The organism is Hydrogenophaga taeniospiralis (assembly GCF_020510445.1).
Lineage (GTDB): Bacteria > Pseudomonadota > Gammaproteobacteria > Burkholderiales > Burkholderiaceae_C > Hydrogenophaga.
This window is the reverse complement of sequence record NZ_JAHBAG010000001.1, coordinates 4964793-4987857: the sequence shown is the minus strand read 5'-3', so window position 1 is coordinate 4987857 and position 23065 is coordinate 4964793. Positions and strand designations below refer to the sequence as shown.

Below are 23065 nucleotides of genomic sequence, written 5' to 3'. Positions count from 1 at the left end.
TCAGCTCGCCACGAGCTTGAAGCGGCTCTCGCCGCCTTCCGTGTCCACCAGCGTCCACTGCTGCGCATGAAACGCCCCCACCGCCGGGCGGTGGGCGATCGAGATCAGGGCGCCGTCCTGCTCGGCCACCAGGGCGCGCAGCCGCTGATACAGCGTGGCCTCGGCGGCTTCGTCGAGGGCGCTGGTGGCCTCGTCCACGAACAGCCAGCGGGGTTTCTTGAGGATGGCGCGGGCGATCGCCAGGCGCTGCTGTTCGCCGCCCGAGAGCTTCTGGCCCCAGGTGTCTTCGCGGTCCAGCTCGTCGGCCAGCCGCGGCAGCAGCGCGTTGCGCAGGGCTTGTTGCAGTTCGGCGTCGGTGTAGCGCTCAGGCGTGGCGGGGTAGGCCAGCGCGGTGCGCAGCGGGCCGTTGGGGAAGTAGGGTTTTTGCGGCAGGAACATGACGCGGTCGTCGAAGTCGGTCGGCAGGTGCAGTCGCCCGCGGGCCCAGGGCCAGATGCCGGCCAGCGCGCGGAACAGCGTGGACTTGCCGCTGCCCGAGGGGCCTTTGATCAACAGGGTGTCGCCCGCCGACAGCGTGAGGCCGCTGCCGCTGAGCAGCGCCACCTGGCCTGGCAGCGCGATGTGCAGATCGTCCACGCTGAGGTGGTCGCTCTGGGTGGCGTCTTGGGTGTGGGCCAGCTCGGCCTGTTGTAGCGCCTGGAAGCTCTCTTCGAAGCTGATGATCCGGTCGGTGGTGGCACGCCAGGCGGCCAGGCTGCTGTAGTTGTCGACGAACCACGAGAGCGAGTCCTGCACGCGGCCAAAGGCGGACGAAATCTGCATCAGCTCGCCGAGCTGGATGGCGCCGCTGAAGAAGCGCGGCGCGGCCACGATGAAGGGGAACACCACGGCGGCCTGGCCGTAGAAGGTGTTGAACCAGATCAGCCGCTTCTGCGCCTTGATCAGGCTCAGGTAGTTGCCGAGCAGGGTGGTGAAGCGCCCGCCCAGCTGTGTGCGCTCCACCGGTTCGCCCCGGTCCAGCGCGATGGACTCGCTGTATTCGCGCACCCGAATCAGGTGGTGGCGGAAGTCGGCCTCGAAGCGCTGCTGTTTGAAGTTCAGCGCGATCTGCGGGCGGCCGATGTAGTGCGTGAGTACGCTGCCGGCCAGCGCGTAGGCCACCGCCATCCAGACCATGAAGCCGGGGATCACGTACGAGTCACCGTTGAAGTCGAAGGCGAAGCTGCCGGAGAGGCCCCAGAGGATGCCGACAAAACTCACCAGGGTGACCACGGCGTTCATCAGGCCCATGGTCAACCCGACGGTGTCGCCGGTGAACAGGTTCAGGTCTTCGGCGATGCGCTGGTCCGGGTTGTCGGGCGGCGCGTCGGCCTCTTTGGAAAAGCGCGCCAGCTCCAACTGGTAGAAGGCCTTGTTGGACAACCAGCGGTCCAGGTAGTGGGCGGTCATCCAGTTGCGCCAGCGCAGCTGGAGCAACTGCGTCAGGTAGAAGCGGTAGACCGCGATGACGATGAACGCGAAGGCGAGGTAGGTGAAGCGCCCCAGCTCGCGCCAGAACACCGGCTGGTCCTTGTTCTGCAGCGCGTCGTAGAAGCCGCGGTTCCACTCGTTGAGCAGCACCAGCATGTACACACCGGCCAGGTTGAGCGCCACGATGGCCACCAGGAGGGCGCGCGCCTTCCATTTCTCTTCGGAACTGAAATAGGGCAGGGCCAGGCGGCCCACCTTGCCAGCGAACTGGCGGAAGCTCTGGAACTTGGACAACGGTTCTGTCATGGGTGATCTCTCAACAGTGGAGCTCGCGGGCTTTCACGCAGGCTGCGGTGGAACCGGCTTTGCCGGGCCACTCGCAGCGCGGTGCGGGGGTGTTCATTGTTCGGGGTCGGGTCACAAGTTCGACACACCCGACGCAACATGGCCTGAGGGCACGTGCAGCGCGGCCGACTCGATGTGGCCGGTCTGGTCGTCGAAGAAGAAGTCGGGCTCGAACTCGCGCAGGAACTCGCCCTTGGGCAGACCGCCGAGGAACATGGCCTCGTCCACCTCGATGTTCCAGTTCATCAGCGTGCGGATGGCGCGCTCGTGCGCCGGGGCGCTGCGCGCGGTGACCAGCGCGGTGCGGATGCGCATGGCGCTTGTGCCTTCGGCTTGCAGCCGGTGCAGGGCTTCGAGCAGGGGTTTGAACGGGCCGCCCGCCAGCGGCTGGGCGGCCTTGCTGGCCTCGTGCGCCTGGAAGGCCGACAGGCCCTCGGCCTGGAACACGCGCTCGGCTTCGTCGGAGAACAGCACGGCGTCGCCGTCGAAGGCAATGCGCACCTCGTGCGGGTGGGCGTCGCTGGCGTGCACCGACAGCGGGTACACCTGCGCGGCCGGCACGCCGGCGTCGAGCGCGGCGCGCACGTCGGCCAGGTGGGTCGAGAGGAACAGGTTGGCGCGCAGCGGGCGCAGGTAGCGCCAGGGCGGCTGTCCGCGCGTGAAGCTGCCGCGCTGAATGGGCAGGCCGTAGTGCTGGGCCGAACGGAACACGCGCATGCCCGAGACCGGGTCGTTGCGCGAGAGGATCACCACCTCCACGCGCTGGGCCGTGGCGTCGTTGAAGGCCAGCAGCTTGTGCACCAGCGAAAACGCCACCCCGGGCTGCGCCGGCTGCTCCAGCCGGTCCAGCTGCAGCTGCATGTAAGCCCGGTCGTCGCCGGTTTCGAACAGGCGGTTTTCTTCTTCAAAGTCGAACAGCGCCCGCGAAGAAATCGCGACCACCAATTGACCATCGAGTGTTGCAGCCATGGGTCAGGGTCTGGGCAGACAGAACAAATATGAAGAGCGAAGCGTAGCCCAATTGCGAGGAAGCACGGGAAGCAGAGGGGGAGTGCCGCCCAGAATGCGGCGGAACCGGCTCCGCCGGGCCGCTCGCGTTGCCCCCCGGGGGGGGTGACGCGCCCTTAGGCGCGGCGCGGGGGGGTCACTTCACGAGTTGATTCAGCTGAATGATCGGCATCAGCACCGCCAGCACGATCAGCATCACCACCGCGCCCATGCCCACGATGAGCAGTGGCTCCAGGATGGTGGCCAGGTGCATGGCGCGGCGCTGCACCTCGGCGCCGAGCTGTTTGGCGGCACGCCCGAGCATGGCGGGCAGCTGGCCGGTCTGCTCGCCCAGGCGGGCGAACATGGCCACCAGCGGCGGGAAGCGCTTCTTGCTGGCGATGGCCGAGGCCAGCGGCGCGCCTTCGCGCACCAGCACCAGCGCGTCCAGCGCGTCGGCGCGCATGGCCTGGTTGCTCAGGGTTTCGGCCGCGGTCTGCAGCGCGCGCAGGATGGGCACGCCCGCGGCCGCCAGCATGGCCAGTGTGGCGGCGAAACGCGCCGCGTTGTAACCCCGCGCGAGCTTGCCCACCAGGGGCAGGCGCAGCCAGGCGGCGTCCATGCGCAGCCGCAGCGCGGGCTGGCGCCGCGCCATCACCAGCGCGCCCGCGGCGGCGATCAGCAGGCCCAGCAGGAGCCAGCCGTAGCTGCGCACGAAATCGCTGATGGCCAGCATCATCACGGTCAGGACGGGCAGGGCGCGCTTGCTGCCGGCGAACACGCCCGCCACCTGGGGCACCACGTAGCTGACCAGGAACACCACGATGACGATCGCCACCAGCGTGACGATGGCCGGGTAGAGCGAGGCGGCGATGAGCTTGTTCTTGAGCGCCTCGCGCTCCTCCAGATCGTCGGCCAGGCGCTCCAGCACAGTGCCGAGCTGGCCGCTTTGTTCACCCGCGGCGATCACGGCGGTGTAGATGTCGGAGAACTCGCGCGGGTGCGCGCTCAGGGCGCGCGCGAACGGCGAGCCGGCGTTGACCTCGGAGCGCAGGGAGGCCATGAGGTTGCGCTGGGCGTCGTTCTCGGCCTCTTCGGTCAAGGCGGCCAGCGCGCGCTCCAGCGGCAGGCCCGCGGCCACCAGCCCGGCGATCTGCCGGGTCCAGACCGCCAGCGCGGTGGCGTTGAAAACCCGGCCACCCCAGAGCGTGATGTTGAGGCCGCCCGCGCGCGCGCGGCTGCCCGAGCCGGTGGCGGGTTCGACCAGGATCGGCACCAGCGCACGCGCACGCAGCATGCTCCGCGCCGCCCGCGCTGTGTCCGCGTCGATCAGACCTTTTTGGGTGGCGCCCTGGGCGTCCAGAGCTTCGAAGGAATAGGCGGGCATGGAGGAGGTTCAGCAGATCATCGGAGGTGTTGCACCGAGCACCCACCCCAAAACCAGACACCGCACCGGCGCGCTATGCCTGAGCCCGGAAACACCACGGAACCGGCTTCGCCGGGCCGTAGGTGTTGCCCCCTGGGGGGTGACGCGAAGCGGCGCGGGGGGAGCATCAGTCTCGCGTCACGCTGATCACCTCGGCCGCCGAGGTGATGCCGGCCTCGACCAGGTGCTGGCCGTCTTCGCGCATGGAGCGCAGACCGGCCGCTTGCGCCGTGGCGATGAGCTCGCTTTCGGCGGCGCGGTTGTGGATCAGGCTGCGCATCGGGTCGTCGCAGACCAGCAGCTCGTAAATGCCGGTGCGGCCCTTGTAGCCCACGTGGTTGCAGCGCTCGCAGCCCACGGCCCGCCAGTGGCCCTGCTCGTCCCGCTCGCGGCAGTGCACGCACAGCTTGCGCACCAGGCGCTGGGCCAGCACGCCCAGCAGCGAGCTGCTGAGCAGGAAGGGCTCCACGCCCATGTCGGTCAGGCGCGTGACGGCGCTGGCCGCGTCGTTGGTGTGCAGGGTGGCGAGCACCAGGTGGCCGGTGAGCGAGGCCTGGATGGCGATCTGCGCGGTCTCGAAGTCGCGGATCTCGCCGATCATGATCACGTCGGGGTCTTGCCGCAGGATGGCGCGCAGCGCCTTGGCGAAGTCGAGGTCGATCTTGGGGTTGACCTGGGTCTGCCCCACGCCGGCCAGCTCGTATTCGATCGGGTCTTCCACCGTCATGATATTGAGCGTGCTCGCGTCCAGCCGCTGCAGGCCGGCGTAGAGCGTGGTGGTCTTGCCCGAGCCGGTGGGGCCGGTGACCAGGATGATGCCGTGCGGCTGCGTCAGCAGGTGCTTGAAGCGGGTCAGCACGTCGCCCTGCATGCCCACGGCTTCGAGGTTGAGCTTGCTCTCGCTCTTGTCGAGCAGGCGCAGCACCGCGCGCTCGCCGTGCGCGCTGGGCAGGGTGGACACGCGCACGTCCACCGCGCGCGTGCCGATGCGCAGCGAGATGCGGCCGTCCTGCGGCAGGCGCTTTTCGGAGATGTCGAGCTCGGCCATGATCTTCAGGCGCGAGATCAGCGCGGCGTGCAGGGCGCGGTTGGGCCGCACCACCTCGCGCAGCGTGCCGTCGACCCGGAAGCGCACGCTGGAGTGGCGCTCGTAGGGCTCGATGTGGATGTCGCTCGCGCCGTCGCGCGCGGCCTGCGTGAGCAAGGCGTTGAGCATGCGGATGATGGGCGCGTCGTCGGCGGTTTCCAGCAGATCCTCGATGGCGGGCAGCTCCTGCATCATGCGGCTCAGATCGGCGTCGCTCTGCACTTCGCTGACCACCGCCGCCGCGCTCGATTCGCCCTGCGCATAGGCCGCGCTGATGCGTTGGGCCAGGGTGTCGCCCGCTTCCCAATGCAGTTCGCGCACGTCGTGGCAGCGCAGGATCTCGGACAGCGCCGACAGGCGCCGCGTCTGCACGGCGGGGTCGCTCACGGCGCTGTGGCTGCCCAGCAGGGTCAGGCCCTCGCCGCTGTCTTCCAGCAGCCAGAGGTGCTCGCGCGCGAAGGCGTAGGGCAAGGGGTACTTCATGGTGCGGCGCTCACTGCGCGGGCGTGCCCGATGGCTCTGGCGTGGCGGGTGCGGTGGTCGCGGGAGCCCGCTGCGGCGCCATCACCGGCGCCTCGTTGATCTGGAGCACGCTGCTGGGCGCGGGTTGCACGTCTTTCTGCACCGAGCGCATGAGTTCGTAGCGGTCCAGCGAGAGGCTGCTGGTCTGGCGCGCGTCGCGCAGCACCACCGGGCGCAGGAAGACCATCAGGTTGGTTTTCTTGCGGCTGCGGGTCTCGCTCTTGAACAGGTTGCCGAAGAAGGGCACGTCGCCCAGGCCGGGCACCTTGTCCTGGTTGCCGGCGTACTCGTCCTGCAGCAGGCCGCCGAGCACCACGATGGCGCCGTCGTCGACCAGCACCGTGGATTCGATGGTGCGCTTGTTGGTGATCAGCCCGGTGGTGGAGTTGATCGAGGACGCCTGCACGCTGCTGACCTCCTGGTAGATGGTCATCTTGATGGTGCCGTTCTCGCTGATCTGCGGTTTGACGCGCAGGGTCAGGCCCACGTCCTTGCGTTCGATGGTCTGGAACGGGTTGACCGAGCCCTCGTTGCTGCCGGTGTTGGTGAACTGGCCGGTCACGAAGGGCACGTTCTGGCCGATCACGATCTTGGCTTCCTCGTTGTCCAGCGTGAGCAGGTTGGGGGTGGAGAGGATGTTGCCGTCGCCGTTCTGCTGCAGGAAGCGCGCCAGGAAACCCAGCACGTAGACCCCGTCCTTGCGCTGGGCCGCGCCGATGTTCAGGCCCGCGCCGGGCGCTTTGACGCTGCTGTAGTCACCCTCGGCGATGGCCAGGGTATTGGTCAGGATGTTGTTGCCGTTGGTGCCGAAGTTGGTGCCCATCAGGCCGATCAGGCTGTTACCGACCTGGCCCAGCGGGCCTTGCCACTGGATGCCGAACTCGGCCGCCTTGTCGGCGTTGACCTCGGCGATCAGGCTCTCCACATAAACCTGGGCCCGGCGTCCGTCGAGCTGGTCGATCACGGCGCGCAGCTGCCGGTACTGGGGCTCGGGCGCGGTGATGATGAGCGCGTTGGTGGCCGGGTCGGCCTGGATCTGGCCGCCGGTGGACGGGGCCGCGCTGGCGGCCACGGGGGTGGTCGCGGCGCTGGCGCCGGTGCCGGCCGTGGTGGTGGCGGCGCGCGCGATGGGGGCCGACGGGCTGGACGATGCGACGCTGGCCGTTGTGCCACCCGAGCCGGCGGCCATGGCCGCGCGCAGCGTGGTGGCCAGCGCGGTGGCGTCGGCGTTCTTCAGGTAGACCACGTGGATGTTGCCCGCCGCGCTCTCCGCGGTGGGCTGGTCCAGCTTGTCCACCAGGGAGCGCACCAGCGCCAGGCGGGCCGGGTTGGCCGCGCGCAGCACCAGGCTGTTGCTGCGCGGTTCGGCCACCAGGGTGGTCTTGTACGACTGGTCGGCCTGCGCGGCGCCGGCGGGCGCGCCGCTCGTGCCCGAGTCGATCAGGCGCTGCACCAGCGGCGCCAGGTCCGCGGCGATGGCGTGGCGCAGCGGGATGATCTCCACATCGGTCGCGCCCGAGACGTCCAGCGCGTTGATGATGCGGCCGATGCGCCGCAGGTTGTCGGCGTAGTCCGTGATGATCAGCGAGTTGTTGCCGGGGTTGACGTTGATCGTGTTGTTCGGCCCGATCAGCGGGCGCAGCACCGGCACCAGGTTGTTCGCCGCCTCGTGGTTGAGGCGGAAGATCTGGGTGACGATCTGGTTGGACGACGCGAGCGAGGTCACCGACCCCGCGTTCACCGGGTTGCCCAGCAGCTTGGCGTCGGCCTCGGGCACGACCTTGTACAGGCCGTCCGTGTCCACCAGCGAAAAACCCTGCAGGCGCAGCGCGGCACCGAACTGGTTGAGCGCGACGGCGGGCGGCACGGGCCGGTCGGTCGAGAGGTTGATCGTGCCCTTGACGCGCGGATCGACCACCACGTTGCGGCCGGTGATGGTGGCCATGGTGCGCGCCACCGCTTCGATCTCGGCTTGCACGAAATTGAGCGTCACCGGTTCGCTGGCGCGGCCCTGGGCATGGGCCGCCGGCCAGGGCAGGGGGCTCCAGGCCAGGCCAACGAGCAGGGCGAGCGCCGTCAGCGTACGGCCCGCGACCGGCGCCCGGGGCGTGCCGGTGGGGGCGTGGTGAGAGTGCAGAGTCATGATTTGATCCTATCGCGAAGTCCGGCGCGTGGCGGGCTAGCCAATGTTGAGGAGCGAGCGCGGGCCGTCCCGGCGCCCCAGGATGTTGAGCAGGTTGGTCAGCGCCGCTTCGCGGCCGGGCGCGGCCCGGGCTTCGCCCTGGAAGCGCAGGCGGCCCGCGATCCACTGGCCCTTGCCCTTGAGCCGCAACTCGCCACGCAGGGTGTTGAGCGCCAGGGTGGCGCCGCGCCCTTCGTCGGCCGATTGCAGCGCCAGCCGGTAGCTGCCCAGCGGGCGCAGCGTGGACACGCGCGAGGCCACGTCCAGCGCGTCCACCGTGAGCGTGCCTTGAAAGCGGGTGCCGCGGCTGGACCACCGCACGCTCAGGCCGGGCGAGCGCAGCGCCAGCTGGCCTTCCAGGCGCAGGGTGTTCCAGGGGGTTCCCAGGCCCGCGAGCAGGTCCGCCGGCCACTGGCTGTTGAACGCCGCCACGCGCAGCTCGGCGCCGTTGAGGCCGAGCACGGCGGTGAGGGACAGGGGCTCGGGTGTGCAGCACGGCGCGCTCAGTTGCACGGCCAGGGCGGGCCGGGCGCCGGCCAGGGTGGGGGTCAGGCGCCAGACCACGCCCTGGGGCAGGGAAGTCTGGCCCCGGCTGCCCTCGCCGCCGGTGAACAGCAGGTCGGCCTGACCGCGCCAGACGGTGCCGCGCGCGTTGACCAGCTGCAACTGGCCCCGGGTGGCCGACTGCAGCGCTTGCCCCAGCCAGCGCGCCGGCGCGAACAGCAGCAGCGCCAGGGCCAGGCCGAGCGCGGCGCCCAGCCATGCCATGCGGGTGGTGGAGCGGTGCTGCATCAGTTGGCCAACCCCAGCCCCGGGCTGGTCAGCACCATCTGGCCGCTCCAGCCGGCGGGGTTGTCCGTGCGGTTGAGCTGGGCCTGCACCGGCAGGAGCCGGGCGTTGACCCGCACCTGGGCCAGCCACTGGGCCAGCGCCTCGGGGGCCGTGCCCTTGAAGGTCACGGTGGCGCGGTCGCCCATCACCGAGAACTCGACCGTGCCCGCCGCCGCGGCATTGGCTTCTTGCAGCGCGCGCAGCACGGCCGCACGGCCCGGCGGCTGGCCGGTGTTCTGTCCACGCAGGGCCTCGGCGGTGGCGGCCAGGCCGCGCATGCGGGCCAACTGCTGGTCGAGCCTGGCGTGTTGTTCGGGCGCCTGGCGCAGCGTGTTCAGCGCGGGCGACAGGGCCAGCCACCAGAGCAGGCCCAGGCCCAGCACCCAGGCGGCCAGGGTCACGGCGCGCCGTTCGCGGGGCGAGAGGCGGGCCAGCGTGGTGTGCAGCCGCTGGCCGATGGCGGCCAGCGCGGAAAAGCGGGAGGGTTCGGGCATGCGGTTCACCGGGTTTCTGCGCGCAGGGTGAGCACGTCGCCTTCCAGCGTGGCCCGCCAGCCGTTGCGCTCCAGCGTCTGCTGCAGCTGGCGCAGTGGTTCTTCGGGGGCCGACCACGCGCCGAAACGGGCTTCGCCGGGGGTGAATTCGATGGAGCGGGGGGCGATCGGCGCCCCGGTGGACGACTGGGCCAGCGCAGCGAGCTGGGCTTCCAGGTCGGCACCCGAGAGCGCGCCGTGGGCCTGCAGCAGCGCGGCGAGTTCGCGCTGCATCTGCAGGGGCGCGTCGAGCACCAGCGTCACCTTGGGGAAGGCCTGCTGCAGGGTCTGGCGAACCGCCTGCTCCTTGCGGTCGAGGCTGCGGCGTTCGTACCAGGCCGTGGCGTTGAGCCCGACCAGTTGCATGGCCACCAGCGCGGCCAGCCCCCAGCGGGCGGGCCGCCAGGCCGGCGCGCTGCGCCACTGGCGCAGGCTTTGCAGCCAGCGCTGCTGGCGGCGCGAGCTCGACGACAGGCTCAGGTCGAACTGGGCCAGGTTCCAGCCGGTCTGGCTGCTGCGCAGCAGCCACGACGACAGGGGCACCAGCTCGAAACGTTGCCCCAGGGCCTGTTCGGCCAGGGCCACCGCGGCGGGGTCGGCCATCCAGCGGGCCTGGGCGGGTGGGGTCTCGGGGTGCAGACCGGGCACGTCTGGCCCCGGGGTGGCCGCGTCCAGCCCTGCGGCGCCCGGGCCGGGTTCGTTGAGCCCGCCGGTGGTGGGCTCGCGCAAGGGGATGCAGCTCACGCCGCGTGCGCTGGCACTGGCCAGCCAGGAGCGTTCGGCGCCCACATGGGCCCAGTGGATCACGTCCGGGGGCGCGTCGTCGGTGGGGCCGGCGTCCTGCGGCGTCCCCTGGCCCAGGGGCGCCAGGGCCGGGACGATGCGCGACACCGGTCGCCCCGCGGCCTCCAGCGTCCGCAGCCAGCCTTGCAGCCAGGCCTTGTGGCAGGCGGCCACCCACACCGTGCGACCCGGGCGGCCACCCGGTTCCAGGGCAAAGTGCAGTTGCTCGGTGTCGCCGAGCAGGCGTTCTTCGAGCATGCCGTCGAGCACGGCGCGCAGCTTGCCCGCGGCCACCTTGGGCAGGGCGAGCTGGTGCCAGGACACGGCCCGTGGCGGCAGCACCAGCACCACGTCGTCGTCGCGCGGCAGCAGCGAGACCGCGCATTGGCCGTGTTCCGCCACCTGCTGGCCCAGGGTCGAGCCGACCCAGTCCAGCAGGGCCGTCGGTCCGGGTTCGGTCGCCACCGAAAAGTGGGCAGGGGTGAGGATCAACACGGGAGGAGTGGCCGACAGGCGGAGCGGTGCAGGGACATGAGGCGCTCCATTCTAGAGAAGCGGTGCGGCGCCCCGGCCGGTGGGGGGCGCGTGCTCATGGGCGTGCCATGCGCTCGCGCCAGAGCACCCGCACGTTCAGGGCGTTGCGCACCACCAGCGAACGCTCTTCGATCACGGTGTCGTCCAGCCGCAGGCGGCCCCGCACTTCGAAGAAGCGGCTTCGCACGCCGTGGGTCTCGTCCGTGAGCCGGGCGGCCACGCCCGGCACCAGGCGCCCGGCGTCGCGCACGCTGGTGAACGGGTCGCGCTCCCTCTGGGCCACCATTTGCTGCGCCATGGCCAGGTCCAGCCCGGGCACGCTGGCGCTCAGGGCCTGGGCGCTGGCGGTGTTGATGTTGAGCTGCGTGCGCTCGGGCAGCACCGTCACGTGCGGCTCCAGCGCCACCAGGCTGGCGTGGCTCAGGCCGAGCCAGCTGAGCTGCGACAGCCGCTTGGGGATCAGCGCCGAGCGCGATGGCATGGGGTCGTTGACCGCGAGCCGGGAGGTGTTGAGCAGCGCGGCGACCGCCGCGTTGAGCTCGGCCGCCGGCAGGTCCAGCAACTGGTAAAGGCGCAGAAAGCTCGCCACGTCGTCCTCTGAAAGTTCGACCGTGGTCCCGGTGCTGGGGCCAGTGCCGGGGCCGGTTCCCGAGCCCGAGCCCGAGCCCGAGCCCGAGCCCGAGCCCGAGCCGGTGCCGGTGCCGGTGCCGGTGCCGGTGCCGGTGCCGGTTCGGGTCGTCCGCACGACGTTCATGAAATTCAGGCGCGACTGCTGGTCGATCACCTCGCCCGACAGAAAGGCCTGCAGGGCGTCGTTGTCGGTGTTGTTCTTGTCGACCGCCAGAAAACTGCTGAGGCGGGCTTCCTCCAGGGGCACGGCCCAGGGTTCGCCCAGGTGGTCCACATTGCCGCGGCTGCGACCGCCACGGGCGTCTTCGCGCAGGATCAGACGCGACCAGTCCAGCGCGCCGGTCAGTATCCAGCCGGCCTGCAGGCGCTGGCGCTCGGCCGTCTCCACCTCGATGGCACGCCACTGCTGCCACAGCGCCGCCGTCGCCAGCGTGGCCACCAGCGCGACCGTCAGCATGGCCAACAGCAGCGCCGCACCGCGCTGCCGCGCAGCGGTGGAGCGTGGGGGCAAGGTTTCACCGCCGGGCCGCCCCAAGGTGAAACGGCCCTCTCGGGGGGCAGCGACCCGCGCAGCGGTGGAGCGTGGGGGCTGAAGGACCAGCCGCCGGGCCGCCCCAAGGCAGGCCCAGCCCCCTTGGGGGGCAGCGACCCGCGCAGCGGCGGAGCGTGGGGGCGTCATCTTCCGGCCTCCAGCGTCGGGCGCACCCAGTCGCGCACCAGGGTGCCCGAGAGGCTTTGTCCACCCGAGAGGGTGAGCACCAGACGCACGCCGTTGGGCATGGCGGCCAGGTTGGCGGGAGAGCTGTCGGCGGCCTCGGTACCGGCCGCCGAGAGCGGGTTGCTCCAGGTGTCGCCCCGGTGGTAGAACAGCTGCCATTGGTTGATGCCCATCAGCGCAATGGCGCTGTCGGCGCTGGTGTTCTCCGGCACGGTGCCGCCACTTTGCGCCCACTCCGCCGCCCGTTGCCAGGCGCGGGCCAGTTCGTCGCGCCGGCGCAGCGGGGGCGATTGCCAGCGCGCCCATTGCCCGGCGCCCAGCATAGCGGCGGTGCTGCCGGCGGTCTGGGCCACGCCACTGGTGTGGGTCCAGGCGACCACCCGCAGGCCCGGGCTGTCGAGGCCGGTTTCGGCGCTGTCACGGCGCGTCAGGCGCAGCACCCGGCCGTCGAAATCGAGCATGCTCACCTCGCCGGTTTCCACCACCGCGTCGAGGTCGGCGGCCCACTGGCCCAACGCCGCCTGCATGCGCATCAAATCGTCGGAGCGTTGCTGGGTGAGGGTCTGCGTGCGGGTCATGCCGTCGATCGAGCGCCAGCTCAGCAGCGCCAGCATGGACATCACCGCAATGGCGACCAGCAACTCGATCAGGGTGAATCCCAGGAACCTGCGTCTTAGAGGACTCCAGCGACGCATGCAACCCTCCAACCGAGGGGCACCGAGGCGGCAAGGACTTTCCGGAGCGCAGTGTCCCTGCCCAGAGACACCGAGGAACCGGCTTCGCCGGGCCTCTGGTGTCGCCCCCTTGAGGGGGTAGCGCGAAGCGCTGCGGGGGTGTTTCATTCAATACCGTCCCATCACCGTGGACAGGCTGAGCAGGCGCGCGACCACGCCGTCCACCGGGGCTTCGACCACCGCGTCCACGCGCCGGAAGTTCGGGTTGGGGGTGGGCTGGACCGCCAGCCGCACCTGCAGCGTCTGGCCCGCCTGCTCGCAGGCCACGGTGCTCTCCCCCACGCTGGGCAGCTGGCGCGTCAGGCGCAGCCGCGCGAATTCGTTCTCGGCGCAGAGTTGGGCCAGCCACTGGTCGCTCTGGCGGGTGGCGGCGCGCGTGAGCGCACCGGTGGCCTGCACCCCCGCGGCCAGGGTGATGGCCACCACCGCCAGCGCCACCAGGATTTCGATCAGGGTGAAGCCGCCCGCGCGCTGGTGGCTTGTCATGGCACGGGCTCCTCGGGCACCACCGTGAAAGGCGCCAGCCCGTCGGTGGCCAGCGTGAGGCGGCGCTCACCCCGCTGGATCACCAGGCGCTGGGCCGCGATCAGCGGTTCGGGGCCCAGGGTCAGCGTTTCAGCGCCCACGGGTTGTGTGATCTGCGGGTGGGTGTCGGGCTGCAGCCAACTGCGGGTGCCGGCCAGGGGGCTGCCTCCCCGGATGGCGTTGCCGATGAACTCGAAACCCTGGTCCGAACCGCGCCAGAGCACCGCCACGCCGCTGGTGCGCGACTGCGCCCGGGCCGACTCCAGCAGGGCCGACAGGCGCAGGCCTTCGCGCTCCAGCAGGGTGGCGTCGTTGTCGCGCAGGGCGAAGCTCACACCGGCCGTGGCCAGCGCCACGATGGACACCACCACCATCAGCTCCAGCAGGGTGAAGCCCCGGCTTCCATCGGCTTGTGGGGGCTTCATGCACATCATCGAATGCCCCAGGCTTTGCGCGCGAGCTGTCCGCATTCCGCCGCTGCCGACGATCCGCCCTTCGACAGGCTCAGGACGGGTCAAAGGACACCGTCCCCCTGAGGGACGCCGCGCCGTGGCGCCGGGCGGGCGTGTTCATTGCCAGCTGCCGACGTCGGCGTCCCTGGCTTCGCCGCCCGGCTGACCGTCGGCCCCCAGCGACAGCACGTCGACTTCGCCGTGCACGCCGGGGCTCAAGTACTGGTAGGGGCGGTTCCAGGGGTCGGCCGGCAGCTTGTCGAGGTAAGGGCGCCAGTTCGGCGGCACCGGCGCGGTGGTGGGCCGGATCACCAAGGCGTTCAGGCCCTGTTCGGTGCTGGGGTAGCGCTGGTTGTCCAGGCGGTAGAGCTTGAGCGCCTGCATCAGGTTGTTCACGTCGGTACGGGCGGCGGTCACACGCGCGTCATCGGCGCGGTCGAGCACGTTGGGCACGATCAGCGCGGCCAGCACGCCGATGATGACCAGCACCACCATGAGTTCGATCAGCGTGAATCCACGCTGCAGGACCCGGCGAGCAGCACCGTGAGCGGGGTGGATGCCGGGTATGGAGGGGCAAAGGCGTTTCAAATCGATCTCCCGAATCGGGCCTCAGGCGGGCAGGTGGCGTGGGCTGGAGACGGGGCCCGTCTCGTGGGCGCCCGCCCATGGGCGTGACAAACGGTCGATCATAATGCGGCCATGAACAAGGCGGCACTGTCTGGTCGTTTGAGACTTCCCCTCGCGGGCCCGTCGGGCGGGGGCTTCGCCGCGCGGGGCTGGCCGGCCTGGATGGCCGGGCTGCTGTGGCTGTTGGTGGGGCTGAGCGCCGGTTACTGGGTCCTGCTGGCCTGGGGGCGTGGCCCGATGGTCCCGGTGAGCGCCGCGGCCGCCAGCCTGCCCCAGACCGACGTGGCCCTGGTGGCCCGTGCGCTGGGGTCCTTGCCCCAGGCCGCGGCCGAAACCGCGCCACCCCAGACGCCCGCCACGCGCTACCGGCTGGTCGGTGTGGTGTCCAGGCGCAACCAGAGCGGTGCGGCGCTGATCGCGGTGAACGACCAGCCGCCGCGCCCCTACACCGTGGGTGCGGTGCTGGAAGGCGAGCTGGTGCTGCAGTCGGTGAATCGGCGCGTGGCGCGGCTGGGCCCGACCCTCAACGGGCCGAGCAGCGTGGAACTGGAACTGGCGCCAGTCGCCAACTGATGGAGCGCGCTGCTTGAACCCAGCTGCGCCCCCGGAACAACCGCATGGCGCGCAGGCGGTCCCTGGCGGCGCTGCTGCTGCGAACCCGCTGCTGAGGCCTTCGGGCAGCCTGTTGAACAACCTCTGCCTGGAGTTGCGGCGGCATCCGCCGTTCAACGAAATGGAACCGGCCCACGTGAAGGCCTTTGTGGCCGCGTCGCGCCAGGCCTATTTCGCACCGGGCGAAGCGGTGGTCCGTCCGGAGGACGGAGCGGTGCGCGAGCTGTTCTTCATCCGCCGCGGGGCCATCACCGGCAAGCGCGGTCTGTCGGACGTGGCCGGCGGCGCCTTCCAGTACGAGGCCGGCGACCTGTTTCCCATCAGCGCCGTGCTGGCCCGGCGCGCACCCACCACCACCTACAGCGCCACCGAAGACACGTTCGTGCTGGGCCTGCCCGCCGACGAGATGCAGGCGCTGGCCGAAACCAGCCCCGTGTTCGGCGACTTCCTCAACCGCCGCATCCTGAAGTTCCTGGACCTGTCGCGCGCCGCGTTGCAGGTGGTCTATGCCTCGCAGGCGCTGGCCGAACAGTCGCTGGAGACCCCGCTGGCCCAGCTGTGCCACAAGGCGCCCGTGACCTGCTCGCCCGACACACCGCTGCAGGACGTGCTGTCGCAGATGCACCGCCTGCGCATCGGCTCCATGCTGGTGGTCAACCCCACCGGCGAGCCGGTGGGCATCCTGACCCGGTACGACATCCTCGGCCGCGTGGCGCTGGCGCAGCTGCCCATGGCCACGCCCATCGCGCAGGTCATGGTGCAGCCCGTGCACAGCCTCACCACCGCGCACACCGCGCAGGACGCGGCCCTGCTGATGTCCCAGCACGGCATCCGCCATGTGCCCATCACCCGCGAAGGGCGCGCCGTGGGCATCGTCTCCGAGCGCGACCTGTTTGCCCTGCAGCGTCTGAGCCTCAAGCACGTCAGCGGCAGCATCCGCAACGCCGCCGACGTGCCCACACTCAAGCTGGTGGCGCACGACATCCGGCGTTTTGCCCGCAGCCTGCTCGGACAGGGCGTACAGGCCAAGCAGCTCACCGCGCTCATCAGCCACCTCAACGACGTGTTGACCGCACGCTTGCTGGAGATCAAGACGGTGGAGCACGGGCTCGATCCGCAGCGGTTCTGCTGGGTCGCGCTGGGTTCCGAAGGGCGCGGCGAACAGACCATCGCCACCGACCAGGACAACGCCCTCATCCTCGCCGACCCGGCCGACGGGCCGCCCCACGACAAGGCCCGCCTGCTGGCCTTTGCGCGCGAGGTCAACGAAGCGCTGGACGCCTGCGGCTACCCGCTGTGCCGGGGCAACATCATGGCCAGCAACCCGGACTGCTGCCTCACCGAGAGCGAATGGCGGCAGCGGTTTGCCCAGTGGATCGACCAGGGCTCCCCCAACGACCTGCTCAACGCCAGCATCTATTTCGACTTCCGCGCCCTCGCGGGCCGACCGGCCTTGGCCGCCGACCTGCGCGCATTCGTCACCCGGCGCGCCGCGGCCAACCCGCGTTTCCTGAGTCAGCTCGCGGTCAATGGCCTGGCGCATGGCGCGCCGCTGAACTGGTTGGGCCAGATCGACACCACCCTGGTGGACGGCGTGGCCACGCTCGACATCAAGCTGCAGGGCACGGCGATCTTCGTGGACGTGGCGCGTTTGTATGCGCTGGCCCGCGGTGTCGCGGCCACCGGCACGCGCGAGCGTTTCGAGGCATTGGGCCCCTTGCTGGGTGTGCCGCCACACGAACACCAGGCCTGGGTCGGCGGGTTCGAGTTCCTGCAGATGCTGCGGCTGCGTGCCCAGCTCGATGGCACCACGGTGGGCGACAGCGCCAACCGCATCGCCGTGGGCGGGCTCAACGACATCGACCGCCGCATCCTCAAGGAAACGCTGCGTGTGGCGCGCACCCTGCAGCAGCGGGTGAAACTCGACTACGAACGATGAGCGCTCTGCCACAGCGGGCCCGCGCGTGGTGGCAGCGGATCCTGTCCGGGCCGCGTGCGGGCATGGCCGGGCGCCCCGGGCTGGAGCGCTGGGTGGTGCTCGATGTGGAAACCAGCGGGCTGGACACCGCTCAGGACAAGTTGCTGGCGATCGCCGCGGTTGCTCTGCGGGTGGACTGGGCGCGGGCGCGCCTGGACATCAGGCTGGGCGACAGTTTCGAGGTGCAATTGCGGCACGACATGACCGGACAACGCCAGCGTGCCGGGCTGGAGCCCGCGCTGGCGCTCCAGGCCTTCGCCGACTTCCTGCAGTCGTCCCCCCTGCTGGCGTTTCGCAGCGGGTTCGATGAAAGCCTGATCGGGCGTCATTGCCAGCAGCACCTGGGCCGCCGGCTGCACAACCCCTGGCTGGACATGGAACACCTGTGCGTCCTGACGCAGGGCAGCGTGCCGGCCCGATCACTCGACGACTGGTTTCAGCATTTCGGCATTGAATGTGCGCAACGCCACCAGGCCGCCGCCGACGCTCTGGCCGAGAGCGAGTTGCTGCTGCGCATCTGGCCCGCCTTGTCCCGGCAATGCCGCGGCTGGGACGATGTGGTCCGCCTGGCCGGTCATCGGCGTTGGTTGAGGGACTGAGCGACCCTGCCCCCTCGGCGGTCAATGGCCGTGTGGTTCCAGCAGGCGCTGCGCCGCCAGCAACAGCGGCCACGCGAGCAGGGTGCCCACGCCTTGCCCCATGCGCAGCTCCATGTCCAGCAGGGGTTGCGCCTGCAGGTGGATCAGCAGCAGGCGGTGGCCCGGCTCCGCCGAGCGGTGGGCAAAAATCAGGTAGTCCGCGCAGGCCGGCGCCAGCGCGCGGGCCACCAGGGCCGCTGCACTGGCCACGAAACCGTCCAGCAGCACCACCCGCCGCTCGCTGGCGGCCTGCAGCATCGCACCCGTCAGCATCGCGATCTCGAAGCCCCCCATGGCCGCCAGCACCTCCAGCGGCGCGGTGGCCTTGCGGTGCCGGCTGGCGGCGGCGAAGAGCTTTTGCAGCTTGTGCTGGAGCTGGGTTTCGTTCAACCCGCTGCCACGTCCGCAGGCGTCGGCCAGCGGCACGCCGCACAACCGGGACAGCATCAGCGCCGCGCAAGACGTGGCCGCGACACCGACGTCGCCCAGCGCGAGGACATTGCCCGGCAGGTGGCGCACCACATCCATGCCCGCGTGCACGGCGGCCACGGCCTGGGTGAGCGACATCGCTGGACTCAGCACCATGTTGCGCGTGCCGTATCCGATCTTGCGCGGCAGCAGGGTGGCGCTGGGCACGGTATCGCCGGGCAGGTTGATGTGGGATGCCAGGCCGGCGTCGACCACCGTCAGGTTGAAACCATGCAGTTGCGCCAGGCTGTTCACCACCGCAGTGCCTTGCAGCATCTGCAGCACCCGCAGGCGGGTCGTGTCCTGGGGGAAGACGGAAACCCCTTCGTCGGCGATGCCGTGGTCGCCCGCGAACACGACGATCTGGGGGGCCAGGAAGGTGAGCGGGTCGAACTGTGTCGGATCGGCATGCTGGATGCGTGCCAGTTGCAGCGCCAGGGTCTCGATGCGACCCAGGGCATGCTCAGGCAGTTCTTTCCTTGAGAGCCGCCCGCGCAGTTCGACCTCCAGTCCCGCGTCGGTGGTGGGCGACACCAAGGGGAGCCGCAAACCATGCGTCTCTTCCCGGGTGCTCAAATCCGCTGGGACGGGAAGAGTCGCGGTGTTCATGGGTTCTTGGACGGGTGGGGATCAGCTCTTGAGGAACAGACGGTACACCGGATTCTGGGTTTCTTCCACATACGGATAACCCAGGGTCTCCAGGAACTTGGCAAAGGCCTTGTCGTCCTTGGCCGGAACCTGCAGGCCCACCAGGATGCGGCCGTAGTCGGCGCCCTGGTTGCGGTAATGAAACAGGCTGATGTTCCAACCCGGACGCATCAGGCTCAAAAACTTCAGCAGGGCCCCCGGGCGCTCGGGAAACACGAAACGCAACAAGCGCTCATCCTGTGCCAGCGGGGAATGCCCGCCCACCATGTGGCGGATGTGTTCCTTGGCCAGGTCGTCGTGGGTGAGATCCAGCGTCTCAAAGCCGTGCTTGCCCAGCGTCTGGGCGATTTTTCCGGATTCGCCCTTGCCATGGGTGCTCAGGCCCACGAACACGTGCGCCAGCCGGTCGTCGTGGATGCGGTAATTGAACTCGGTCACGTTGCGCGCGCCCTTGCTGCCGCCAAACGCCGGCAGGTCGCCGATCAACTCGCAGAAGCGCCGGAAGCTGCCGCGTTCCTCTGGGATGGTGACCGCCAGCAGCGCCTCGCGTTCTTCGCCCACCTCGGCCCGCTCGGCCACGAAACGCAGCCGGTCAAAGTTCATGTTGGCGCCACACAGAATGGCGGCGTAGGTTTCGCCCTTTTTCTTGTGCGTGGACACGTACTGCTTGATGGCGGCCACCGCCAGCGCCCCCGAGGGTTCGACGATGCTGCGCGTGTCGACAAAGATGTCCTTGATGGCCGCGCACACCGCGTCGGTGTCCACCACCACGAACTCATCCACCAGCCCGCTGGCGATCCGGAAGGTTTCTTCGCCCACCAGCTTGACCGCCGTGCCGTCGGCGAACAGGCCCACATCCTGCAGCGTCACGCGCCCACCCGCGTTCACCGACTGCAACATCGCGTCCGAATCGACGGTCTGCACCCCGATCACCTTGATCTCCGGGCGCACCGCCTTGATGTAGTTGGCCACGCCGGAGATCAGGCCGCCACCACCAATGGCGACGAACACGGCGTCCAGGTGGTCGGAACCCAGGCTCTGCAGCTGGCGCAGAATTTCCATCGCAATCGTGCCCTGTCCCGCGATCACATCCGGATCGTCGAAAGGGTGCACGAAAGTGAGTCCCTGCTTCTTTTGCAGAGCCACCGCATGGGTATAGGCGTCGGAGTAGCTGTCTCCGTGCAGCACGACCTCACCACCCAGTGCACGCACCGCGTCCACCTTGACCTGTGGCGTGGTGGTGGGCATGACGATGACGGCCCGGGTACCGAGCTTGTGTGCGCCCAGCGCCACGCCCTGGGCATGGTTGCCGGCCGAGGCGCAGATCACACCTTTCTGGAGCTGATCCACCGACAGGTGGGCCATCTTGTTGTAGGCCCCACGCAGCTTGAAACTGAACACCGGCTGCTGATCCTCCCTCTTGAGCAGCACTGTGTTGTGCAGGCGGCGGCTCAGATTTTTTGCCGGTTCAAGTGCCGATTCCACGGCCACGTCATAGACACGGGCGGTCAGGATCTTCTTCAGGTAGTCGGCGGGCCCGAGTGTGGTGACGGGGGATGGACTGGGCAAAACAGGGCTCGGGGCGGGTTTTTGTGGGCGGGCGGGCATGGTGGTTCCTCGGTCGCCATCATATCGAGCAGCCATTCGGGCAAAAAAAACCCGGACTGGCGAACCGGTCCGGGCTTAAATCCACCCGTGGAGGGTAGAGGAGACAACCTTAAATACAATGGTGCCAGTATAGCGCTGCCATGCTGCGGCGCAACATGGCAGCGGGGGTTTTTGCTCTGTTTTTTAGAGAGTCTCCCCGAAGTTCGTCATTTTTGTCACGCCAGGACCCCCCCTATGGAATGCACTGTCACCTGGACCGGCGCAGCCGGCACCCGCTCCCACATGGGCTTTGTCGCCGAAACCGGGAGCGGCCACGTGCTGACCATGGACGGCGCGCCTGATGCTGCCAAGCCGGAAAACGGTGGCGCCAACCTGGCGCCGCGCCCGATGGAAACCGTGCTGGCGGGCACCGGAGGGTGCACCGCCTATGACGTGGTGCTGATTCTCAAACGCGGACGTCACGATGTCCGTGGCTGCAGCGTCAAACTCACCACGGAGCGCGCTGAAACCGATCCCAAGGTGTTCACCAGGATTCACATGCACTTCACGGTGACCGGCAAGGCCATCCCGCCCGCGGCGGTGGAGCGTGCCATCACCATGAGCCACGACAAATACTGCTCGGCCAGCATCATGCTGGGCAAGACGGCCGAGATCACCACGGGTTTCGAGGTGCTGGAGGCCTGATCGGGGGCGCGTCGTGGTGCGTCAGATCCGATGCGCCACGGTGGTCATGACCCGGGCTGCCAGCCTCATCAGGCGCTTGACCGGCAGGGGCAGTTCGGATGCGCCCGCCTGTTGGGCCTGCCGGGCGTGGCGGGCCTCATCCTCTTTCATCTGCGCCACGATGGCGCGTGAGGCGTGGTCCTGCGCCGGCAGCCGCTCCATGTGGCTGGCCAGGTGGGCCTCAACCTGACGCTCGGTCTCCACCACGAAGCCCAGGCTGACGCCGGGTCCGAAACGACCCGCCAGCAGGCCCAGGCCAAAGGCCCCTGCGTACCACAGCGGATTCAGCAGCGAAGGCCGCGCGCCCAGTTCGTCCAGCCGGGTCTGGGTCCAGGCCAGATGATCGGTTTCCTCCCGCCCCGCGGTCTCCAGTTGCACAGCCAAAGCGTGATCGGGCTGCCGCCCTGCGCCCGTGCTACGGGCGGCCAGCGCCTGGGCGGTGTACAGCGCCTGCGCGCACACCTCGCCCACGTGGTTCACCCGCATCAATGCCCCGGACTGCGCGCGGTCAACCTCGCTCAGATGGCCCTCACCATGTTCCGGCAGGTTGGGACAGGCACGCGATGCCCTGGGCGCGACAAACAGCGTGCGCAGGGTCGAGTCGGCGGCGATCAACAGGGCATCCACAGGCATGGCGAGAACTCTCATCTTTGAATCATGTGCACACGAGTATGCCGGCTGGCGAAGCCGGTGCGTGGGGTGTTGCGTTGTCACGGGTGTGCTCACAAGAGCCATCTCGTTCAAAAGCGCAAGTCAACGGGATCGGCGGTCGTGCCCTTCTCCTGGGCGGGCACGCGCCTGGAATGTCGTTCGTTAACAACGGAACGGGATCGAACGGATCAGGGTTTACCCACGAAAGCGGTTCGTGGCGTGGCGGCTGGCGGTGCATTCTGGTGCAATGACCACAGCTTCCAGAACGGAGGTTGGCTCGGGCGAACAAGACCCGCAGCCTCACATTCAACCCTTGGAGAAATCTTCAATGAAAAAGACCTTGATCGCTCTGGCCGCCCTGGCTGCCACCAGCGCTTTTGCCCAATCTTCCGTGACCCTGTACGGCGTGGCCGACGTTGCATTGACCAAGGTGACCGGCACCTCCGCGGCCCTCGGCGCCAGCAGTGGCCTGAACAACGGCACCAGCCGCCTGGGCTTCAAGGGCACCGAAGACCTCGGCGGTGGTCTGAAAGCCGGTTTCACCTTTGAACAGGCCGTGAACCTGAATACCGGTGCAACCAACGCCAACACCTTTGATCGTGCTGCCTGGATGAACCTGGCTGGCGGTTTTGGTGACCTGCGTCTGGGTCGCAGTCTGACGCCCAACTTCTACGGTGTTGCTGCCTGGGAACTGACCGGTACCGCCAACTACTCCGTGGTTGCCAACCAGTTTGGCTTCGCGGGTTCTTCGCGTAACGACGCCATGATGATGTACACCAGCCCCAACTTCGGTGGCTTCTCCGTCAGCTTTGGTCACGTGCTCAAGGGCAACAACGCCGACGTCGCCAAGAACAGCCTGAACGCCATCTACAAGAATGGTCCTCTGGCCGTGGGCTTCTCCTACGCCAAGGCTTCCGGTTCCGAAGCTGCCAAGGGCATTGGCGCCAACTACAACTTCGGCGCCTTCCAACTGGCCGGTTCGGTCATGGACCCCGCCGGTGATTCCAAGGGCTTCTCCATCGGTGGCGGTGTGCAAGCCGGTCCTGTGAACATCGTGCTCGACATCGCCCGCGATACCGAAGCTAAGGACACCAACACCTTGGTGGAAGTGAAGTACCCGCTGAGCAAGCGCACCTTCACGTACGTGGCTTTCGTGCGTGACGGCAAGGGCAAGACCGAAGAGAACGTCAACGGTCTCGGTTTGGGTCTGCGCCACAACTTCTGATCTTGCGCTGGCCTTGCGCCAGCCAGTGATCAAAAAGGAAAACCCTGCCGCGTAAGCGGTGGGGTTTTTTTATTCCGGAGCAACAAGTATCTGTATGTGAGGGTGCTGGTGTTGTGGGTGGATCGAGTG

The 23065-nt window shown here is 69.0% G+C and carries 21 protein-coding genes; 5 read left to right on the top strand and 16 right to left on the bottom strand.

Features of this window, described 5'->3' with window-relative positions:
* The 13 genes from KIH07_RS23865 to gspG all read right to left on the bottom strand — a co-directional run bounded on the left by KIH07_RS23865 (position 1) and on the right by gspG (position 14346).
* The gene (locus KIH07_RS23865; RefSeq protein ID WP_226494333.1) at positions 1 to 1776 is read right to left on the bottom strand and encodes an ABC transporter ATP-binding protein/permease; all 1776 of its coding nucleotides are present in this window, start codon (positions 1774 to 1776) and stop codon (positions 1 to 3) included.
* A 111-nt stretch (positions 1777 to 1887) separates the two neighbouring features.
* Complete coding sequence (locus KIH07_RS23860) at positions 1888 to 2784, bottom strand: 5'-nucleotidase (RefSeq protein ID WP_226494332.1); 897 nt, start codon at positions 2782 to 2784, stop codon at positions 1888 to 1890.
* 175 nt (positions 2785 to 2959) lie between these two features.
* Positions 2960 to 4189: a type II secretion system inner membrane protein GspF gene (gspF, locus tag KIH07_RS23855; protein WP_226494331.1), complete on the bottom strand. Its 1230-nt coding sequence runs from the start codon at positions 4187 to 4189 to the stop codon at positions 2960 to 2962.
* A gap of 166 nt (positions 4190 to 4355) precedes the next feature.
* Positions 4356 to 5798, bottom strand: a complete 1443-nt coding sequence (gspE, locus tag KIH07_RS23850; RefSeq protein WP_226494330.1) for a type II secretion system ATPase GspE — start codon at positions 5796 to 5798, stop codon at positions 4356 to 4358.
* 10 nt (positions 5799 to 5808) lie between these two features.
* Positions 5809 to 7980, bottom strand: a complete 2172-nt coding sequence (gspD, locus tag KIH07_RS23845; RefSeq protein WP_226494329.1) for a type II secretion system secretin GspD — start codon at positions 7978 to 7980, stop codon at positions 5809 to 5811.
* A gap of 36 nt (positions 7981 to 8016) precedes the next feature.
* Positions 8017 to 8811, bottom strand: a complete 795-nt coding sequence (gene gspN / locus KIH07_RS23840) for a type II secretion system protein N (RefSeq protein ID WP_226494328.1) — start codon at positions 8809 to 8811, stop codon at positions 8017 to 8019.
* A complete protein-coding gene (gspM, locus tag KIH07_RS23835) occupies positions 8811 to 9344 on the bottom strand; it encodes a type II secretion system protein GspM (protein WP_226494327.1) in 534 nt (177 codons plus the stop codon). The genes gspN and gspM overlap by 1 nt, the downstream gene beginning before the upstream one ends.
* A 5-nt stretch (positions 9345 to 9349) precedes the next feature.
* Positions 9350 to 10660: a type II secretion system protein GspL gene (gene gspL, locus KIH07_RS23830; protein ID WP_226494326.1), complete on the bottom strand. Its 1311-nt coding sequence runs from the start codon at positions 10658 to 10660 to the stop codon at positions 9350 to 9352.
* A gap of 94 nt (positions 10661 to 10754) precedes the next feature.
* Complete coding sequence (gspK, locus tag KIH07_RS23825) at positions 10755 to 11786, bottom strand: type II secretion system minor pseudopilin GspK (RefSeq protein ID WP_413465814.1); 1032 nt, start codon at positions 11784 to 11786, stop codon at positions 10755 to 10757.
* Between the two features lie 218 nt (positions 11787 to 12004).
* Entirely contained in the window at positions 12005 to 12742 is a 738-nt protein-coding gene (locus KIH07_RS23820) for a type II secretion system protein J (protein WP_226494324.1), read from the bottom strand.
* A 147-nt stretch (positions 12743 to 12889) separates the two neighbouring features.
* Positions 12890 to 13267, bottom strand: a complete 378-nt coding sequence (gene gspI, locus KIH07_RS23815; protein ID WP_226494323.1) for a type II secretion system minor pseudopilin GspI — start codon at positions 13265 to 13267, stop codon at positions 12890 to 12892.
* A complete protein-coding gene (locus KIH07_RS23810; protein WP_226494322.1) occupies positions 13264 to 13731 on the bottom strand; it encodes a prepilin-type N-terminal cleavage/methylation domain-containing protein in 468 nt (155 codons plus the stop codon). The genes gspI and KIH07_RS23810 overlap by 4 nt, the downstream gene beginning before the upstream one ends.
* Before the next feature lie 144 nt (positions 13732 to 13875).
* Positions 13876 to 14346 (bottom strand): type II secretion system major pseudopilin GspG, encoded by a 471-nt coding sequence (gene gspG, locus KIH07_RS23805; RefSeq protein ID WP_226494321.1) that lies wholly within the window; start codon positions 14344 to 14346, stop codon positions 13876 to 13878.
* A 138-nt stretch (positions 14347 to 14484) separates the two neighbouring features.
* Here gspG and KIH07_RS23800 point away from each other — a divergent pair, with 138 nt between their 5' ends.
* The 3 genes from KIH07_RS23800 to KIH07_RS23790 are packed head-to-tail and all read left to right on the top strand — an operon-like array spanning position 14485 to position 17574.
* Positions 14485 to 14958 carry a type II secretion system protein N gene (locus KIH07_RS23800; protein WP_226494320.1) on the top strand — a complete coding sequence of 158 codons (474 nt, stop codon included), beginning with the start codon at positions 14485 to 14487 and terminating at the stop codon, positions 14956 to 14958.
* Between the two features lie 13 nt (positions 14959 to 14971).
* Positions 14972 to 16936: a DUF294 nucleotidyltransferase-like domain-containing protein gene (locus KIH07_RS23795; protein ID WP_226494319.1), complete on the top strand. Its 1965-nt coding sequence runs from the start codon at positions 14972 to 14974 to the stop codon at positions 16934 to 16936.
* Positions 16933 to 17574: a 3'-5' exonuclease gene (locus KIH07_RS23790; protein ID WP_226494318.1), complete on the top strand. Its 642-nt coding sequence runs from the start codon at positions 16933 to 16935 to the stop codon at positions 17572 to 17574. Before KIH07_RS23795 ends, KIH07_RS23790 begins: the two co-directional genes overlap by 4 nt.
* A 21-nt stretch (positions 17575 to 17595) precedes the next feature.
* On the opposite strand, the gene cobT is transcribed toward KIH07_RS23790, so the two are convergent.
* Both cobT and ilvA read right to left on the bottom strand, forming a co-directional pair.
* Positions 17596 to 18630: a nicotinate-nucleotide--dimethylbenzimidazole phosphoribosyltransferase gene (gene cobT / locus KIH07_RS23785; RefSeq protein WP_226494317.1), complete on the bottom strand. Its 1035-nt coding sequence runs from the start codon at positions 18628 to 18630 to the stop codon at positions 17596 to 17598.
* A gap of 81 nt (positions 18631 to 18711) precedes the next feature.
* Positions 18712 to 20337, bottom strand: coding sequence for a threonine ammonia-lyase, biosynthetic (ilvA, locus tag KIH07_RS23780; protein ID WP_226494316.1), 1626 nt, complete (start codon positions 20335 to 20337; stop codon positions 18712 to 18714).
* 234 nt (positions 20338 to 20571) lie between these two features.
* On the opposite strand from ilvA, the gene KIH07_RS23775 reads away from it, so the two are divergent.
* Entirely contained in the window at positions 20572 to 21021 is a 450-nt protein-coding gene (locus KIH07_RS23775; RefSeq protein ID WP_226494315.1) for an OsmC family protein, read from the top strand.
* Positions 21022 to 21042: 21 nt separating this feature from the next.
* Here KIH07_RS23775 and coq7 read toward each other — a convergent pair whose 3' ends face one another.
* Positions 21043 to 21708, bottom strand: coding sequence for a 2-polyprenyl-3-methyl-6-methoxy-1,4-benzoquinone monooxygenase (gene coq7, locus KIH07_RS23770; RefSeq protein WP_226494314.1), 666 nt, complete (start codon positions 21706 to 21708; stop codon positions 21043 to 21045).
* 331 nt (positions 21709 to 22039) lie between these two features.
* Between coq7 and KIH07_RS23765 the strand changes: the two genes are divergently transcribed.
* Entirely contained in the window at positions 22040 to 22936 is an 897-nt protein-coding gene (locus KIH07_RS23765; RefSeq protein ID WP_226494313.1) for a porin, read from the top strand.
* Positions 22937 to 23065: the final 129 nt, after the last annotated feature.